Source organism: Amycolatopsis sp. NPDC047767, assembly GCF_040704195.1.
Lineage (GTDB): Bacteria > Actinomycetota > Actinomycetes > Mycobacteriales > Pseudonocardiaceae > Amycolatopsis.
The window spans coordinates 21,311-38,397 of record NZ_JBEYSJ010000001.1; the positions used below are offsets into that span (position 1 = coordinate 21,311).

Here is a 17,087-nt window from a genome sequence, read left to right on the forward strand (position 1 = left end):
GTCTCCTAGAGGTTGTTCAGCGCGCCGGTGCGACGCACGACGGCCAAGTACACGAGCATGATCACGACCGGCACGATGGCCACGGTCGCGGCGAACGGCAGGTTGTTGGCCGCGCCGATGTTGTCGTAGACGACGTTGCCGAGCATCTGCGACGTGCCACCCACGATCTTCACGGCGATGTAGTCGCCCAGCGACAAGGAGAACGTGAAGATCGAGCCGGCCACGATCGCCGGGAAGGCTAGCGGCAGGATCACCGAGCGGAACGTGCGGAACGACTTCGCGCCGAGGTCGCCCGAAGCGTCCACAAGGGAGTCCGGCAGCCGCTCGAGACCCGCGTAGATCGGCAGGATCATGTACGGCAGCCACAGGTAGGACAGCGTGATCACGGTGGCCGCGACGCCGTAGCCGGGGCCGGAGAGGCCGAACGGGCTCAGCAGCCAGCTGATCGCGCCGTTGCCGGAAAGCAGGGTGCGCCACGCGTAGGCCTTCACCAGGTAGCTCGCCCACAGCGGCGTCATCACGGCGATCACGAGGATCCGTTGCGCCTTCGGGGAAGCGAGCTTGGCCATCGCGAAGGCCATCGGGAACGCGATGACCGCGTCGATCACCGTGACCAGCAGTGCGATGCCGACGGTCCGCAGCGTGATCGTGCGGTAGACCGAGTCGGTGAAGAGGGTGACGAAGTTGTCGAACGACCAGTCCGTGACCACCTGGCCGGTGAACACGTCAGTGGTCCAGAAGGCCGTGATGAACAGGGCGGCGAGCGCGCCGAGGTAGGCCAGGCCGAGCCACAGCAGCGGGGCCGTGAGCAGGATGCCCAGGCGCAGCATGGGTTTGCGGAAGAAGAAAGCCGAAGCGCGGCGGCTCGGCGGGCTCACGGCGGTCATGAGGAAGACACCTTCGGGAAAGGGGGTCCGGGGGCGGCGGACGAGGGGGGAGGGTGCCCGCCGCCCCCGGAGCTACCGGGGAGATCTCACGGGTGCGGTGAAGGCACCCGTGAACACGTCAACCCTTGATCTCGGTCCAGGCACGGGTCCAGTCGCCGTAGTCCTTGCACTTGACGTCCGTGCGGCCGTCGAGGCACTGCGGAATCGGCGTGGTCCAGTACTGGATCTTGGCGGCGTAGGCCGCGTCGTTGGCGTGGTAGGTGTCGCACAGCGACTTGTCGGTGAACTCGGCGCAGGCCTTGGAGTTGGCCGGTGCCTCACCGAAGTACTCGGCGACCTGGGCGTTCACCTTCGGGCTGATGATGTAGTCCATCCACTTGTACGCGCACGTCTTGTGCTGCGACTTCGTGGCCACCATCCAGGTGTCCGACCAGCCGGTGGCACCTTCACTCGGCACGGTCGCGCCCAGCGGAGCACCCTCGCTCTTGGCCAGGTTCACCGTGACCTGCCACGCGGTGCCGATCACGGCGTCCGCGTTCTTGAGCGACTGCGTTTCCTTGAGGTAGTCCGCCCAGTACTCGCTGACGTTCGGCCGCTGCTTCTTCAGCAGGTCCACCGCCGCGTTGAACTGCTTGTCGTCCAGGGCGTACGGGTTCTTGATGCCGAGGTCGGGCTGGTGCGCCATGAGGTACAGCGCGGCGTCGGCGATGTAGATCGGCGAGTCGTAGGCGATGATCTTGCCCTTGTACGGCGAGTTCACGTCGAACATCGGCGACCACGACGTCGGCTCCGGGCTCACCTTGTCGGTGCGCCAGGTGAGCACGTTCGCGCCCCAGCCGTGCGGGATGCCGTAGGCGACGTTGTTGACGCTGTTCCACGGCTTGTTCTTCAGGAACGGGTAGACGTCGTTGTAGTTCGGCACGAGCGCGGTGTTGACCGGCTCGACGTCACCCGAGGCGACCAGGCGCAGCGAGGCGTCGCCCGAGGCGGACACCACGTCGTACTGGCCCGTCTTCATCAGCGTCACGGCCTCGTCGGACGTGCCGAACGCCTTGACGTTGACCTTGCAACCGGTCTGGTCCTCGAACGGCTTGACCCAGTTGACGTTCGGGTCGGTGGCGCCGTTTTCGGCGTAACCGGGCCACGCGAGCACGTTCAGCTGGCCTTCCGGCTGGCCCAGCTGGGTGAGTGCGGCCAGCTTGGGCGGGGTGAACCCCTGGGCGCCCGGCGCGGACCCCGCGCTCGAGTCGGAGCCCGACGTCCCGCAGGCCGCGAGCAGCAGGCTCACGCCGCACAGACCCGCGAGCAGCGTCTTCCTGTTCTTCATGTCGAGAGAAACCTTCCCGTGAGAACTAGCCGGCTTCGGGGACCCGGAAACTGTGTTCGTGGCGCCACCGCAGGCGGACCCGGCCGTCGGCGAACTCGGTCGGTTCACTGGTGTTCTGGCGGACCACGGACAACTGACCCCCCGCATCGAGCGCGACAGCGTAGCGCACTGTGGATCCGGCGTATACGACATCCGTGACGATTCCGGTCGCCGAAGTCTCGCCCGGACCGGCCGGTGACGCAAGATCAGCATCGATGCGGATTTTCTCCGGCCGGATGCTGTACACGCCGGGCTTGCCGATCACCGCTTCGGCCCCACGCCCGCTGAGCAGGTTGGACGTGCCGACGAAGCCGGCGACGAACGCGCTCGCCGGTCTCTCGTACACCTCCACCGGGGTGCCGACCTGTTCGATCCGCCCGGCGTTGAACACCGCGATGCGGTCGCTCATGGTCAGCGCCTCGTCCTGGTCGTGCGTCACGAACACGAAGGTGATCCCGACCTCGCGCTGGATCTGCTTGAGCTCGATCTGCATCGCCTGCCGCAGCTTGAGGTCGAGCGCTCCCAGCGGTTCGTCGAGCAGCAGCACCTTCGGGCGGTTCACCAGCGCCCGCGCGAGAGCGACGCGCTGGCGCTGACCACCCGAGAGCTGCGAAGGCTTGCGGTCGCCGTACTCCCCGAGGCGCACGGTCTCGAGGGCTTCCGCGGCGCGTTGCCGGCGCTCGGCCTTGCCGACCCGCTTGACCTTGAGGCCGTACTCCACGTTCTGCCGCACGGACATGTGCGGGAAGAGCGCGTAGTCCTGGAACACGGTGTTCACGTCGCGCTCGAACGGCGCGAGCTGGCTGACCTCCCGGCCGGCCAGCTCGATGGAGCCCGCGGTGGGCAGCTCGAAACCGGCGATCATGCGCAGCACCGTGGTCTTCCCCGAGCCCGACGGGCCGAGCATGGAGAAGAACTCACCGGGCGGGATGTCGAGGTCGACGCCGTCGACGGCGCGGACCTTGTCGAAGTGCTTCTGCAGCCCGGTGAGCCGGATCGCCGGCTCACCGCCGGCCCGCGGCCGTTCGGGCCGGCGGGCGGTCGTCGGGGCTTGGTGGGGCATGGCGGGCCTTCCCGTGGATCTCGTCACCTGGTACCTACAGCGCGCTCATCACGTGCTTGACGCGGGTGTAGTCCTCGAGGCCGTACAGCGAGAGATCCTTGCCGTAACCCGACTTCTTGAACCCGCCGTGGGGCATCTCGGCGACGAGCGGGATGTGGGTGTTGATCCACACGCAGCCGAAGTCGAGCTTGGCGGACACGCGCATGGCGCGCTGGTGGTCCTTGGTCCAGATCGAGGACGCGAGGCCGTAGGGCACGCCGTTGGCCGCCTTCACCGCGTCGGCTTCGTCGGAGAAGCGCTGCACGGTGATGACCGGGCCGAAGACCTCGTTCTGGGTGATCTCGTCGTCCTGCGTGACGCCGGAGACCACGGTGGCCTCGTAGAAGAACCCCTCGTCGCCGGCGCGCCGCCCTCCACAGTGGACGGTGGCGTGGCCGGGCAGGCGGTCGATGAAACCCGACACCTTCTCCAGCTGCGCGGCGTTGTTGAGCGGGCCGAAGGCGACGGTGTCGTCGTCGGGCTTGCCGGTCTTGTTGGCCTCGGCCTGGCGCGAGAGGGCGGCGACGAAGGTGTCGTGCACGTCGTCGGACACCAGCACGCGGGTGGCGGCGGTGCAGTCCTGGCCGGCGTTGAAGTAACCCGCCATCGCGATGGTCTCGGCGGCGGCCTCGAGGTCGGCGTCCTCGAAGACGATCACGGGCGCCTTGCCGCCCAGCTCGAGGTGCACGCGCTTGACGTCGCGGGCCGCGGCGCCCGCGACCTCGATGCCGGCGCGCACGGAGCCGGTGATCGACACCATCGCGGGGATCGGGTGCTCCACCAGCGCACGGCCGGAGTCGCGGTCGCCGGTCACGACGTTGAACACGCCCGGCGGCAGGAACTCGCCGCAGATCTCGGCCAGCAGCAGCGTGGACGCCGGCGTGGTGTCCGACGGCTTGAGCACCACGGTGTTGCCCGCGGCGAGCGCCGGCGCGATCTTCCAGATCGCCATGAGCAGCGGGTAGTTCCACGGCGTCACCTGCGCGCAGACACCCACGGGCTCACGGCGGATGAAGGACGTGTGGCCTTCCATGTACTCGCCGGCCGCACGGCCTTCGAGCACGCGCGCGGCGCCGGCGAAGAAGCGCAGCTGGTCGACGATCATCGGCAGCTCTTCGGACATCGTGAGCGCCACCGGCTTGCCGGTGTTGCGCGACTCCACGGCGATGAGCTCCTCGCCGCGGGCCTCCACGGCGTCGGCGATCTTCAGCAGTGCGAGCTGGCGCTGGGCCGGCGTGGTCTCTTTCCAGCTCTCGAACGCCTCGGCCGCGGTCTTGAGCGCGCGGTCGACGTCCTCGGCGCCCGCCACCGGCGCGGTGCAGTACGCGCGCCCCGTGACCGGGTCGACGATCTCGAGAACCTTCCCTGACAGCGAGTCGACGAATTTCCCGCCGACGTAGTGCTTCAGTTCCTGCACGCGTGCGCCTCCTGACTCTCCGTGGCAGGGTGAAACATATAACTCCATATTTCACATGACAAGGTCCTGGGGCACTATTGGCCCCAATCGCACGCCGAGACGGGTGGACCCACGATGCGCAAGGAGATGTCGAACAGCGCACGACTGGCGATGTTCGCTCCGCTGGACCAGCTCGGCCGCGCCGAGGCGGTCGCGGCCCGGCTGCTCGACGCCATCACCCTGGGTCTGCTCGACGACGCCGAGCAGCTGCCGAGCGAGGTCGAGCTCGCCGCGCAGTTCCGCGTGTCCACCGTGACGGTCCGGGAAGCGCTCGCCGTGCTGCGGCAGCAGGGACTGGTCGAGACCAGGCGCGGCCGCGGCGGCGGCAGCTTCGTGCGCACGCCCGCGTGGCCGGCGCCGAGCTCGTGGGCCCAGCGCCTGCGGCTCGTCTCGCTCGCGGATCTGCGCGACTTCGGCGACCACTACCTCGCCGTGGCCGGGTCGGCGGCCAAGCTCGCATCGGAGCGCAGCTCGCCCGAAGACCTGGAAAGACTGCGTCTGACCAGCGAAGACCTCCTCGGCACGACCGGTCCCGAAGCGACCCGCGCCGAGCGGCACTTCCACCTCGAGATCGCGGCCGCCGCGCAGTCGCCGCGGCTCACCAACCAGGAGGTCCAACTGCAGGGCGAACACGGCGGGTTGCTCTGGGTGCCCCTCGACGGCGAGGACACCTGCCGCCAGTCCTACGCTGAGCACCACGCGATCGTGACCGCGATCGCGGCGGCCGACGGCGACCTGGCCCGCAAGCTGACCGAGGAGCACATCCTGAGCGCGCTCGACCGGCTCGTGGATCTGCACTTAAGCCTCGAAACGCCGTAAGCTTCGATGACCCCGCGATCGAGGTGAGCATCGTGACCGACACCCGCACGTTGACCGGCGACGAGGTCGTCGCGCAGGTATCCGCGCTGGTCGAGGAGATCTTCGAGCGGCTCAAGCCCGTGCTGGCCGCGGCCGAGACGCTGCTGGCCGAGCCCGGCGGCGCCGGCTCCGGCACGCTCCACGGCATCCGGCCGCAGGTGCTGGAGGCACTCGGCGGCCTCGTGATCGGCGCCGGGTTCGTGAGCGCGCCCCACGTGTTGTCGGACCAGGAGTTCGGTTTCGAGTGGTGGACCACCACCGGTTCGGACCAGACGCCCGAGCAGCTGTTCATCAGCCTCGACCCGGAGAGCCCCAACTTCCTCGACTACACGCGCCAGTCGTGGTTCACCGTGCCGCGCGACAGCGGGCGGCGCCACATCAACGGGCCGTACGTCGACTACCTCTGCACCGACGAGTACACGCTCACGTTCACGCTGCCCGTGTACCGCGACGGCGCGTTTGCCGGCGTGGTGGGCGCGGACGTCTACGTGCGCGAGTTCGAGCGCACCGTCAGCCGGCGGCTGCGGTCGCTGGGCCGGCGCGCGGCGCTGCTCAACGCGCAGGGGCGCGTGATCGTGTCGAACAGCGTCCGGCAGGCGACGGGTTCGCTGGTGCGCGACGTCGACGTGCCGGCGTGGTGGACCTCGGGCGCGGAACCGCAGACGATGTCGGGCGGCGCGACGTTGCGGCGGTGCGGGGATTCGCCGATCGCGTTGCTCGTCAGCGTGTGACGTTCAGGGCCAGCCAGAGTTCGGCCCTGGTGCCGGGTGAGTCGAGGTCCTGACCGAGGAGCTCGGCGGTCTTGGTGATGCGGTTGCGCAGGGTGTGGCGGTGGATGTGCAGCTGCGAGGCCGCGCGGTCCCAGTGGCCGTGGTTTTCCAGCCAGCAGCGCAGGGACTCCTCCAGCTCGCCGCGGCCGGACTCGTCGTGGGTGCGCAGCGGGTTCAGCAGCTCGTGGGCGAAGGCTTGGGCGGCAAGGGGATCCAGGAGGTTGAGCAGGCCACGGCCGGCGTGGTCGGCGTAGCGCAGGAGCGGGATGCCCTGGCTGCGTGCGGTTTCAGCCGCCTGCTTGGCTTGGCGCAGGGCGGCCGGGAACTCAGTGGCGTCGCCGACGCCGACGTGGCAACCGCCGACTTCGGCGGCCACGGTGAGCACGCGGTCGGCGTCGTCGGTCGCGGCGACGAGGAGCGCCTCGGAGTGGGCGGAGAACACCTGTGCCGCAATGGGTTCCAGGCGGTCGTACACGGCGGTCCGCACGGCGGGCGGGCCCGCGACGGCGAGCACGGTCCACGGTTGCGGCGGCGCGCCCTGCACGGTGCGCAACACGTCGAGCGCGAGGGTTTCCTGGCCGTCGGTGAACAGGTCGAGCAAGCCGGTGCGCAGCCGGGACAGTGCGCTGCGTTGAGCACGATCCTGTTCCAGGGCAAGGGAAAGCAGCGAGACAGCGGTGTTCACGATGTGGCGACCGGTCGAGTCGAGTGGCTCGGCGGTACCGACCGCGAGGGTGCCGCGCGTGTGCAAGGTCTGGAGCACGACCTCCTGCTCCCCCAGCGTGACGACCCGCGTGCCGGCGCGCAGGTCCCTCACGTCGAGCTGTTCCCCGTGCGCGCGAGCGGCCGCAGAGGAGACTTCTCGGACGCGGCCGGCGGCGTCGAAGAGCACGACCCAGCCGTCGACGAGCCGGGCGAGACGGCGCACGACGCCGGCCGCACCCGTCTTCCCGACGGCGGTGCGGGTGAGCTCCTGCTGGGCGCGGCCGATGCGGACGGTCGCGGCGTACTCGTCGGCGGCGACCGCGCGGGAGACGGCGCGGGTGATCGCGATGAAGGGCGTCTTGCGGGGCACTTCGAGCACCGGAAGGCCGACCTCGTCGGCGGTCGCCTTCAACGTGGCCGGCACGTGCTCATGGCTCAGACCGACGCCGAAGCCGAGCCCGGCGGTGCCCGCTTCGACGAGGCGGCGGACGTAGGCCTCGGACGTCGTGTCGTCCAGCGCCAGGCCGGTGGTGAGCAGGAGCTCGCCGCCTTCGAGGAAGGCGTGCGGGTCGGTGAGCTCGGTCGGGTGCACCCAGCCGATCGGGCGGTCGAGCCCGGCCTCCCCCGCGACCACGCGAAGGGCGAGCGGCCGCTGTTCGGCGAGCGCGCGCAGGGTGAGTGCCATAGTGGCCAAGTTTACGCACGTTTCTGGACAACTTGGCCAGCAGACGCGGTGGCCCCGCCGCCTCATCCTGGGAGGTGACCGAGCCCGTTTCCCAGGAGTTGAGCCCATGACCACGACCACCGAGACCCTGGTGGCCCCGGCGCAGCGTCAGCGCCAGTTGCGCACCGAGATCCCCGGCCCGGCGTCGCGCGCGCTGCAGAAGCGGCGGACGGCCGCGGTCGCGGCGGGGGTGAGCTCGACGCTGCCCGCCTACATCACGTCGGCCAGCGGCGGCCTCCTCACCGACGCCGACGGCAACGTGCTCATCGACTTCGGCTCCGGCATCGCCGTGACGAACGTCGGCCACTCCGCGCCCGAGGTCGTCGACCGCGTGCGCAAGCAGGCGTGCTGGTTCACGCACACGTGTTTCATGGTGACGCCGTACGAGGGTTACGTGGAGGTGTGCGAGGCGCTGGCGGAGCTGACGCCGGGTGACCACGCGAAGAAGTCGGTGCTGTTCAACTCCGGCGCGGAGGCCGTGGAGAACGCGGTGAAGATCGCGCGCGCCGCGACCGGGCGGCAGGCCGTGGTGGTGTTCGACCACGCGTACCACGGGCGCACGAACCTGACGATGGCGTTGACCGCGAAGTCGGTGCCCTACAAGCACGGCTTCGGGCCGTTCGCCCCCGAGGTGTACCGCGTGCCGGGGTCGTACCCGTACCGCGACGGGCTTTCGGGCCCGGAGGCCGCGCGGATCGCGATCGACCGGATCGAGAAGCAGATCGGCGGCGACCAGGTGGCGGCCGTCGTGATCGAGCCGATCCAGGGCGAGGGCGGGTTCATCGAGCCGGCGCCCGGGTTCCTGCCCGCGCTTTCCGAGTGGTGCACCGCGAACGGCGTGGTGTTCGTGGCCGACGAGGTGCAGACCGGCTTCTGCCGCACGGGCGACTGGTTCGCGTCGTCGCGCGAGGGCGTGGTGCCGGACCTGATCGCGACGGCCAAGGGCATCGCGGCCGGGCTGCCGCTCTCGGCCGTGACCGGGCGTGCGGAGCTGCTCGACGCGGTCGGGCCCGGTGGGCTCGGTGGGACCTACGGCGGCAACCCGATCGCGTGTGCCGCGGCGCTGGGTTCGATCGAGACGATGCGGTCCGCGGATCTGGCGTCGTCCGCGCAGCGGGTGGAATCCGTGGTGCTGCCGCGGCTGCGCGCGCTGGCGGCCGAGACGGGCGTGATCGGCGACGTGCGCGGGCGGGGCGCGATGCTGGCTGCGGAGTTCGTTCGCGCCGGTACTTCCGAGCCGGACGCCGACCTGACGAAGCGCGTCGCGGCGGTGTGCCACGCGCTCGGTGTGGTGGTGCTGACCTGCGGTACCTACGGCAACGTCATCCGGCTGCTGCCGCCGCTTTCCCTGTCCAACGAGCTGCTCGACGAGGGCCTGTCCGTGTTCGAGCACGCGGTCCGCACGGAGGTGCGCAAGTGACTGTTCCGTTCTGGGTCGCCGGCAAGCCGGTGACGAGTTCTTCGACCGCGGTCGTCCGCCATTCCTACGACGGGAGCGAGGCCGGTTCGCACTACCTGCCGTCCGCGTCGGACGTCGAGGAAGCGGTGGCCGCGGCGGCTTCGGTGGCCGATGAGTTCGCCACTACGCCCGCGCACGTGCGCGCGGGCGCGTTGGACCACGTGTCCCGTTCGTTGAGTCAGCGGGCCGACGAGATCGCGCGCCTCATCACGGCCGAGTCGGGCAAGCCGTTGAAGTGGTCGCGCGGCGAGGTGGGGCGCGCGGTGTCGACGTTCCGCTGGGCCGCCGAGGAGGCTCGCCGGTTCTCGGGCGAGCTGCAGCGCCTCGACACCGACCCGGGCGGCACCGGCCGGCTGGCCTTGGTGCGGCGCGTGCCGCGCGGGCCGGTACTCGGCATCACACCGTTCAACTTCCCGCTGAACCTGGTGGCGCACAAGGTCGCGCCGGCCATCGCGGTCGGCGCGCCGATCGTGCTGAAGCCGGCGCCGGCGACGCCGCTGACGTCGTTGCTGCTGGGCGAGATCCTGGCGGAGACCGCGTTGCCGTCGGGGAGCTGGTCGATCCTGCCGCTGGGCAATGAGGAAACGGCTTCGCTGGTGCAGGATCCGCGGCTGCCGGTGGTTTCGTTCACGGGCTCGGTTCCCGTTGGTTGGTCCATTCGGGACAGTGTGCCGCGAAAGCACGTTTCTCTGGAGCTCGGCGGCAATGGCGCCGTGCTGGTCTGTCCGGACTGGACCGACCTGGACTTCGCGGCGCAGCGGATCGCGACGTTCTCGATGTACCAGGCGGGCCAGTCGTGCATCTCGGTGCAGCGGGTCTACGTGCACACCGATGTTTACGACGAGCTGGAGTCGCGGGTTCTGGCGCAGGTCGCGGCTTTGCGCACCGGCGACCCCGCGTCGGACGGGGTGGATGTCGGCCCGCTGATCAACGAGGCCGCGGCTTCGCGCGTTGCTTCGTGGGTTTCGGGCGCCGTCTCCGCCGGCGCTTCCCTGCTGACCGGCGGCGGCCGTTCCGGCGCGACGGTGGAGCCGACGGTCCTCGCCGACGTCCCGGAATCCGCTTCGGTCATGGCCGAGGAGGTGTTCGGGCCGGTGGTTTCGCTGATCCGGGTGTCCTCTGTGGACGAGGGCATCTCGCGCATCAACGCCTCGCGCTTCGGCCTCCAGGCCGGCGTCTTCACGCGCGACCTGCCCACCGCGTTCGACGTCTCCGCGCGCCTCAAGGTCGGCGGCGTCCTCATCGGCGACGTTCCCAGCTTCCGCGCCGACCAGATGCCCTACGGCGGCGTCAAGGACTCGGGCGTCGGCCGCGAAGGCCCGGCCGCCGCGATGGCGGACTTCACCGAGGAAAGGGTGACCGTGTTGACGGGACTAACGCTCTGACCGAGTCGCGATCGCCTCGGTCAACGCGGCGTGGGCTTCGACGAGGGACGGGCCGTACCAGGTCAGGTGGCGGCCCGAGACCAGCAGCGGACGGAAGCCGGGGAAGAAGCCCGGGCCGTCGTCGGTGGTGAATTCGTACGGTTCGTCCGGCAGCACCACGACGTCGGCTCGGGCTGCTCGCAGCTCTTCCAGCGGCGGGCGCGGGTAGCGGTCGTCGGCGTCGGCGTACGCGTTCGCCACGCCGACGCGGCGGAGGACGTCGCCGGCGAAGGTGTCGCGGCCCAGGACGATCCACGGCTTGCGCCAGACCGGGATGACGGCGCGGAATCGGATCGGGGCCGTCGTGCGCCAGAGTTCTTCGGCGGTGACCAGCCACGCGGGCTCGTCGAGGGCGTAGACCTGCGTCAAGAGCCGCCGCAAGGAGCCCAGCGCGGCCGGCACCGAAGCGGCCGCCTCCATGACGAATACCGGGATCCCGTTGGCCCGCAACCGTTGCACGTCCTCGGGGCGGTTCTCCTCCGAGTTCGCCAGCACCAGGTCGGGTTCGAGCGCGAGGACGTCGTCGATCTTCGGGTACTTCGATCCACCGACGCGTGAAACGTCCAAATCGGACGGATGCGTGCAGTAATCCGTCGCACCCACCAGACGACCGGGGGCGCTCACCTCGACCGCCTCCGTCAAGGAGGGGACCAGGGACACCACGCGCTCGGGCGGCCCGGCGAGGGGCACCGGCTCGCCGAGGTCGTCGACCAGGTTGCTCATACGCGTTCGAACGACACCTTCCGCTTGTCGACGTCCACCGCGGTCAGGCGGACGCCGATGCGTTCACCTTCGGGGAACTTCTCGCCCGTGCACTTGGCCATCACCGGCGGGTCCTCCACGAGGATCTCCGCGCGCGTCTCCTCCGCGCGCAGCACCACAGCCGTGAACTCGCGCCCGACGCGTTCCGCCAGGACCCACGCCTCCACCTGGTCGATGCAGGCGCGTTCGACGCGGGCGGCGAGGCCGTCCGAAGCGGACATCTGCAGTGGCACCTCCGCGAGCGCGTCGCGAACCCACGACGGCACCTCACGCCCGGCCGTGACGGCGAGACAGACCTCCGTGCCGAAGCGATCGACCAGGCGACGGATGGGTGCGGTGACGTGGGCGTACGCGCCGCCGATGCCCGCGTGGGTCGTCAGCGCGGGCAGGGATCCGTCGAAGGACGTGTAGCCCGCGCCGCGCAGAAGCCTGGTGGTGTCGGCGAAGATGGCCATCGACGAGGGCCGTCCGGGGTCCAAAGAGGACAGGAACTCCGACACCCCGAGCCCCGCCGGCCACGCGACGCCCACGACCGAGGCCGAGCGGCGCAGCCACTCCACGGCGTCCGGCTCGGGCGGCGGGAGCGTCCGCAGCACGCCGACCCGGGCTTCGATCATGATCTGCGCCGCGGCCATGCCGGTGAGCAGCGAGATCTCGGCGTTCCACGCGTCGACGGCGGTGCGCGGGCGGCGGGCCAGCGCCCAGCCGCCGTCGGGGTCGCCGCTGATCTCCTGCTCCGGCAGCTGCAGCTCCACAGCCCCGCGCTGCACCGCCAGCTCGCGCCGCAGCCGGCCGAGCTCCGGCAGCGCGGCGACGGAGGGGTGCGGGGTGCCGGCGTCGAGCGAGGCCTGCACGCTCTCGTAGTCGAGCTGCTCGGTCGAACGCACCAGCGCGCGGCGTACGCGGGTGGCGACGGGCTCGCCGGCGGCGTCGACGTCGATGGTCCAGAGCACGGCCGCCCGGATCTCGCCGGGCAGCAGGCTCGCGGCGCCTTCGGACAGGACGGTGGGGTGGAGCGGGACGTTGCCGTCGGGCAGGTAGAGCGTCTGGCCGCGGCGGCGGGCCTCGTGGTCGAGCGCGCCGCCGGGCGGGACGAACGCGGCGAGGTCGGCGATGGCGTAGTGCACGCGGAAGCCGCCCGCGGTGCGTTCGACGACCATCGCCTGGTCGAGGTCCTTGGCGCCGGGCGGGTCGATCGTCACGAACGGCAGGTCCGTGGCGTCCTCGCGGCCCTCGGCGCGCGCGGAGAGCACGGCGGCCTCCGCCTCGGCCAGCACCTCGGGGCCGAAGGACTCCGGCAACGCGAACTCCGTCCGGAGCCGACCGAAGTCCCCTCCCGACGCGGGTGTCCTGATCACGAGTGGCACCACACAACAGTATCCCGCGCGACGGCCGCCGATCGCCCGTTCGGGCGCGAGCCGCGCGGGTGTACGTTGATCCGTGCTGTAATGAAAACCATCTTCATTTTGTGAAAGGGTTTCGCCGTGAAGATCGCGTTCGTCGGCAAGGGCGGCAGCGGGAAGACCACGCTGTCGTCGCTGTTCGTCTCGTACCTGGCCGACGCCGGCAAACCGGTGCTGGCCATCGACGCCGACATCAACCAGCACCTCGCCGTCGCCCTCGGCGCGACCGAGGAGGAAGCGCTCGCGTGGCCCACGCTGGGCGACAACATGGCGCTCATCAAGGACTACCTGCGCGGCGACAACCCGCGGATCCCCTCCGCGTCGGCGATGATCAAGACCACGCCGCCGGGCCGCGGATCGCGCCTGGTCACGCCCTTCGAGGACAACCCCGTCACCGACGCGTGCTTCCGGTTCCTGGGCGACGTGCGCCTGGGCGTCACGGGCCAGTTCGACGAGGACGACCTCGGCGTGGCGTGCTACCACTCGAAGGTCGGCGCCGCGGAACTCCTGCTCAACCACCTGGTCGACGGCCCGGGCGAATACGTGGTCATGGACATGACCGCCGGCGCCGACGCCTTCGCGTCCGGCCTGTTCACGCGCTTCGACGTGACGTTCCTGGTCTGCGAGCCCACCCTGCGCAGCGTCGGCGTGTACCGCCAGTACGCCGACCACGCGCGCGACTTCGGCGTGCACCTGGTGGCGGTGGGCAACAAGGTGACCGACGCCGAGGACGTGGCCTTCCTGCAGTCCTCGCTGGGCCCGGCTTTGCTGGGCTGGCTCGAGTCGTCGCGCCACGTCCGCGCCGGCGAGCGCGGCACTTCGCGCCCCATCGGCGAACTGGAACCACACAACCTGGGCACGCTGTCGTCGATGCTCTCGACGGTCGACGGCGTCACCCGCGACTGGTCCCGCTACCAGCGCCAGGCGGTGGACTTCCACCTGCGCAACGCCCGCGCCTGGGCCAACGGCCGCACCGGCGAGGACCTCGAGGCCCAGGTGGACCCCGAGTTCGTGTTGGAGCCGGGGGTTTCGACGTCTTTGTGAGGTTGTGGGGTCGGCGAGTGTCCGGCTCGGCACGCCGGTCACGCCTCGGCGGCCCGGCTCGCCGGCCCGGACCGCGACGTGCCCGGTCCGGGCCGGGCCGGGCCGGGCCGGGCTGTGGCAACCAGCCCATGCCTCGCTTTGGCCACGGTCTCTAGGAGGCGAGGTGTCGACCGGGTCGGCCTGCGCCAACCTTCGCAGACTGCGATCAGGCGCGCCGGATAACGCGGGTCAGACGACAGCGGGCCTGATGAATCGGGATCCGTCGGGTCGGGCTGGATGGACCCGGCCCGGCGCGGCTGGCGGTCAGTCGCCGTCCCATTCGCGGTCGGCGGCGTCGGCCTGGCGATTCCACTCGCGGGGCGACGTCTCGGGACGGTCCATCGGCTGTGCGTCAGTGCGCTGAGCCGGACACGGCGGCAACGTGCCGGCCGGTGGTTGCTGTAGCCCCCGTTGCGCCGGTTTCGGCGGCGACTCCGCACATTGAGCCGGCGACCCCGAGCGGCGACGAGCAGGCCGGGCCGACTGACAACTGCGCTATCAGCCCCTGTTTCGCCGCCGATTGCGGCCGCCCTGCTGGCATGCCCAGGTGACGACGTCGCGGCCGGAGCGAACTGACGACTGCGCGATCAGTCTTGTTTCGCCGGCGGTCCGGCGCCTTTGCTGGCCCGCCCCAGAGGCGCATGCCGGGGCGGGCGATCCGGCAACTCCGCTATCAGCCCATGTTTCGCCGGCGGACCGGGCCCTCTGCTGACCTGCCCCGGAAGCGCATGCCGGGCGGGCGATCCGGCAACTCCGCTATCAGCCCCTTGTTTCGCCGGCGGACCGGGCCCTCTGCTGGCCCGCCCCGGAAGCGCATGCCGGGCGGGCGAACTGACGACTCCGCTATCAGCCCCTGTTTCGCCGGCGGACCGGGCCCTCTGCTGACCCGCCCCAGAGGCGCATGCCGGGCGGGCGAACTGACGACTCCGCTATCAGCTCTGGTTTCGGCGGCGGTTCCGACGTCCCTGCTTGCCTTGCCTCCGTACCTGCCAGTTGGGGGCGAAGTCGCGCCTGCGCTAACCGCTCCGGTCTCGGCTGCGATTCCGTCTGCGTTGAGCTGACCTGTCCTGGGCGGCGGCGTGTCGGCCTGGTCGGGACGCGCCGACCTTCGCGCCTCGATCAGGCTCGCCGGAGAGCGCGGGCGGACGTCAGCGGGCCGGGCCGGATGGACCCGGCCGGGCGGGGCGGGTGGTCAGTCGCCGTCCCATTCGCGGTCGGCGGCGTCGGCCTGGCGGTTGCGCTCGCGGGCGATGTCGAGGGCGCGGCGGGCGGTGGCCTCGTCGGGGTAGGGCCCGAGGAGGTCGATGCTCCGGCTGCGTTCCAGGTGTTCCACCTCGTGGGTGCGGGTGTTGTAGTACCAGCCGGGGTCGGGGTTGGGGTCGTCAGCCATGCGTCCAGCCTGACATCCGGCAGGTCACTTGCGCCAGCGGAACGGGATCTCGGTCGGGTCGCCGGTGGGGCCGAACTCGCCGCTGTCGGGGTCGTCGCTGTTGGGTGGCGTGGCGGTTTGCGGTGCGGTGCTGGGATTGTCGGGATGCTGGTCGAACCAGCCGCGCACCTGGGGGATGCCGCGGGGTGGGGTGGGGGTGTCGTCGGCGGGGTGGGTTTGGGGTGCGCTCGGTTGTTGCCCCTGGACCGTCTGCTCCGAGAACCCCAGCGGCACCTCCCTCACCTGGGCGCCCTCCGCCTGCCCCTGCTGCCCCGCCAACTTCCTCTCCATCGACGACGGCTGCGGCAACCCCGGCTTCTCCTCAACGGGCCGGCTCACCTCCGGCACCACCGGCACCACGGGCTCCTTCCCGGGAAACACCGGCGGCGCGGCGCGATACGCCCGCGCCGCCGCGGGCGGGGGCGCCACAGGCCCGGTCTCCTGACCGGGGAACACCGGCAGGGGGCGGCCGTCGGGACCCAGCGCGGGCCGTGTTTGGGGTTGGGGCAGCTCGGGCCAGGAGGCTCGCGGTTCTTGCCGGCCCCAGCCAGGCTGCGGCAAGCCACTCGCAGGGGAAGGCGGCTGTTGTCCATCGGGCTGCGCACCCGGTTGCGGCAAGCCGCTCGCCGGGGAAGGCGGCTGTTGTCCATCGGGCTGTGTACCCGGTTGCGGTAAGCCGTTCACTGGAGCCGCTGGTTGCTGTCCCTCCGGCTGGGCACCCGGCTGGGGCAAGCCACTCACCGGGGGCGCCGGTTGGGGCACCTGCGGCTGTGCACCCGGTTGCGGCAAGCCACTCGCCGAGCCGGACGGCGGCTGCCCGCCGGGTCCTTGCAGTCCGCTCGGCTGAGGCAAGCCGTTGACCGAAGCCGCTTGTTGCATCACCTCCGGCTGTGCGCCCGGCCGCGGCACGCCACTCACCGGACCGGCCGGCTGCGCCGCCTCCGGCTGTGCGCCCGGTTGCGGCGAACCGCTCACCGGGCCGGACGGCTGTTGCCCGCCAGGTCCCTGCGCTCCGCTCGGCTGGGGCAAGCCGTTGACCGAAGCCGCTTGTTGCATCACCTCCGGCTGTGCGCCCGGCTGTGGCACGCCGCTCGCCGGGGCCGGCGGCTGGTGTCCCTCTGGCTGTGGCAAGCCGCTTCCTGGAACCGCCGATTGCGCACCCAGTTCGGGCGAGCCACTGACCGGGGCGGCCGGCGGTTGCTCATCGGGGCCTTGCACTCCGCCTGGCTGGGGCAATCCACTCGTGGCTGCATCGGGCTGCGCGCCAGCGAACTGCGGCGCACCCGGTTGGGGCGACCCGCTGACGGCGCCTGCAGACTCCGGCTGTGCACCGCCCGGCAAAGGCCCGCCCGGCTGCGGCTGGCGCCACTGGTCGGACGGCTGCTGTTCGCTTCGCGTCTGGGGCTGGGTCCAGCCAGACTGTGGCTGCGCTGCGGTCGGCTGACCGATCTCCTGCGGCGCTGCCTCGCTCGGCGGTAGCGGCGCGTCAGCCGCCAGGTGGGTCGGCTGATGCTCGGAAGGTTGCTGCGGCAGCGCACTGCCATCCGGCGCACCGCCGCTTGCCGGCTCGCTGTAGTGCGGGTGACCAGCGACCTGCTCCGACTGCGCAGCCGGAGGCTGAGCCTGAGGGACCTGCGCCGGTGCGGGGCCCTGCTGCGC

14 protein-coding genes are annotated in these 17,087 nt (G+C 70.9%); 5 read left to right on the plus strand and 9 right to left on the minus strand.

Annotated features, from left to right (window positions below):
• Positions 1 to 5 precede the first annotated feature (5 nt).
• From AB0878_RS00085 to AB0878_RS00100, 4 genes are all read right to left on the minus strand, one after another.
• Positions 6 to 887: an ABC transporter permease gene (locus AB0878_RS00085; RefSeq protein WP_366575022.1), complete on the minus strand. Its 882-nt coding sequence runs from the start codon at positions 885 to 887 to the stop codon at positions 6 to 8.
• Between the two features lie 118 nt (positions 888 to 1,005).
• Positions 1,006 to 2,214, minus strand: a complete 1,209-nt coding sequence (locus tag AB0878_RS00090) for an ABC transporter substrate-binding protein (protein WP_366575024.1) — start codon at positions 2,212 to 2,214, stop codon at positions 1,006 to 1,008.
• Positions 2,215 to 2,239: 25 nt separating this feature from the next.
• Positions 2,240 to 3,316 (minus strand): ABC transporter ATP-binding protein, encoded by a 1,077-nt coding sequence (locus AB0878_RS00095; RefSeq protein ID WP_366575026.1) that lies wholly within the window; start codon positions 3,314 to 3,316, stop codon positions 2,240 to 2,242.
• 34 nt (positions 3,317 to 3,350) lie between these two features.
• Positions 3,351 to 4,772, minus strand: a complete 1,422-nt coding sequence (locus AB0878_RS00100; protein WP_366575028.1) for a gamma-aminobutyraldehyde dehydrogenase — start codon at positions 4,770 to 4,772, stop codon at positions 3,351 to 3,353.
• 114 nt (positions 4,773 to 4,886) lie between these two features.
• On the opposite strand from AB0878_RS00100, the gene AB0878_RS00105 reads away from it, so the two are divergent.
• Positions 4,887 to 5,630 carry an FCD domain-containing protein gene (locus AB0878_RS00105; RefSeq protein ID WP_366575030.1) on the plus strand — a complete coding sequence of 248 codons (744 nt, stop codon included), beginning with the start codon at positions 4,887 to 4,889 and terminating at the stop codon, positions 5,628 to 5,630.
• A 32-nt stretch (positions 5,631 to 5,662) separates the two neighbouring features.
• The gene (locus AB0878_RS00110; RefSeq protein WP_366575032.1) at positions 5,663 to 6,400 is read left to right on the plus strand and encodes a cache domain-containing protein; all 738 of its coding nucleotides are present in this window, start codon (positions 5,663 to 5,665) and stop codon (positions 6,398 to 6,400) included.
• Here the strand turns inward: AB0878_RS00110 and AB0878_RS00115 are convergent.
• Complete coding sequence (locus AB0878_RS00115; RefSeq protein WP_366575034.1) at positions 6,390 to 7,829, minus strand: PucR family transcriptional regulator; 1,440 nt, start codon at positions 7,827 to 7,829, stop codon at positions 6,390 to 6,392. The two genes, AB0878_RS00110 and AB0878_RS00115, sit on opposite strands and share 11 nt — an antisense overlap.
• 106 nt (positions 7,830 to 7,935) lie before the next feature.
• Between AB0878_RS00115 and gabT the strand changes: the two genes are divergently transcribed.
• Together gabT and AB0878_RS00125 are read left to right on the plus strand one after the other, a co-directional pair.
• On the plus strand, positions 7,936 to 9,288 hold the full coding sequence (gene gabT, locus AB0878_RS00120; protein ID WP_366575036.1) for a 4-aminobutyrate--2-oxoglutarate transaminase: 1,353 nt from the start codon (positions 7,936 to 7,938) through the stop codon (positions 9,286 to 9,288).
• On the plus strand, positions 9,285 to 10,712 hold the full coding sequence (locus tag AB0878_RS00125) for an aldehyde dehydrogenase family protein (RefSeq protein ID WP_366575038.1): 1,428 nt from the start codon (positions 9,285 to 9,287) through the stop codon (positions 10,710 to 10,712). Before gabT ends, AB0878_RS00125 begins: the two co-directional genes overlap by 4 nt.
• Here AB0878_RS00125 and AB0878_RS00130 read toward each other — a convergent pair.
• Positions 10,701 to 11,474, minus strand: a complete 774-nt coding sequence (locus AB0878_RS00130; protein ID WP_366575040.1) for a helical backbone metal receptor — start codon at positions 11,472 to 11,474, stop codon at positions 10,701 to 10,703. The two genes, AB0878_RS00125 and AB0878_RS00130, sit on opposite strands and share 12 nt — an antisense overlap.
• Positions 11,471 to 12,871: an RNB domain-containing ribonuclease gene (locus AB0878_RS00135; RefSeq protein ID WP_366575916.1), complete on the minus strand. Its 1,401-nt coding sequence runs from the start codon at positions 12,869 to 12,871 to the stop codon at positions 11,471 to 11,473. Before AB0878_RS00135 ends, AB0878_RS00130 begins: the two co-directional genes overlap by 4 nt.
• A gap of 126 nt (positions 12,872 to 12,997) precedes the next feature.
• On the opposite strand from AB0878_RS00135, the gene AB0878_RS00140 reads away from it, so the two are divergent.
• On the plus strand, positions 12,998 to 13,960 hold the full coding sequence (locus AB0878_RS00140; protein ID WP_366575042.1) for an AAA family ATPase: 963 nt from the start codon (positions 12,998 to 13,000) through the stop codon (positions 13,958 to 13,960).
• Positions 13,961 to 15,191: 1,231 nt separating this feature from the next.
• Here AB0878_RS00140 and AB0878_RS00145 read toward each other — a convergent pair.
• A complete protein-coding gene (locus AB0878_RS00145; RefSeq protein ID WP_220246518.1) occupies positions 15,192 to 15,389 on the minus strand; it encodes a hypothetical protein in 198 nt (65 codons plus the stop codon).
• 24 nt (positions 15,390 to 15,413) lie between these two features.
• Complete coding sequence (locus AB0878_RS00150) at positions 15,414 to 15,785, minus strand: hypothetical protein (protein ID WP_366575978.1); 372 nt, start codon at positions 15,783 to 15,785, stop codon at positions 15,414 to 15,416.
• Between the last annotated feature and the right edge of the window lie 1,302 nt (positions 15,786 to 17,087).

Excerpts from the sequence above, each read along its gene's own strand:
- AB0878_RS00085 (WP_366575022.1), bottom strand. The coding sequence starts at position 887 with ATGACCGCCGTGAGCCCGCCGAGCCGCCGCGCTTCGGCTTTCTTCTTC.
- AB0878_RS00090 (WP_366575024.1), bottom strand. The coding sequence starts at position 2,214 with ATGAAGAACAGGAAGACGCTGCTCGCGGGTCTGTGCGGCGTGAGCCTG.
- AB0878_RS00095 (WP_366575026.1), bottom strand. The coding sequence starts at position 3,316 with ATGCCCCACCAAGCCCCGACGACCGCCCGCCGGCCCGAACGGCCGCGG.
- AB0878_RS00105 (WP_366575030.1), top strand. The coding sequence starts at position 4,887 with ATGCGCAAGGAGATGTCGAACAGCGCACGACTGGCGATGTTCGCTCCG.
- AB0878_RS00115 (WP_366575034.1), bottom strand. The coding sequence starts at position 7,829 with ATGGCACTCACCCTGCGCGCGCTCGCCGAACAGCGGCCGCTCGCCCTT.
- gabT (WP_366575036.1), top strand. The coding sequence starts at position 7,936 with ATGACCACGACCACCGAGACCCTGGTGGCCCCGGCGCAGCGTCAGCGC.
- AB0878_RS00130 (WP_366575040.1), bottom strand. The coding sequence starts at position 11,474 with ATGAGCAACCTGGTCGACGACCTCGGCGAGCCGGTGCCCCTCGCCGGG.
- AB0878_RS00145 (WP_220246518.1), bottom strand. The coding sequence starts at position 15,389 with ATGGCTGACGACCCCAACCCCGACCCCGGCTGGTACTACAACACCCGC.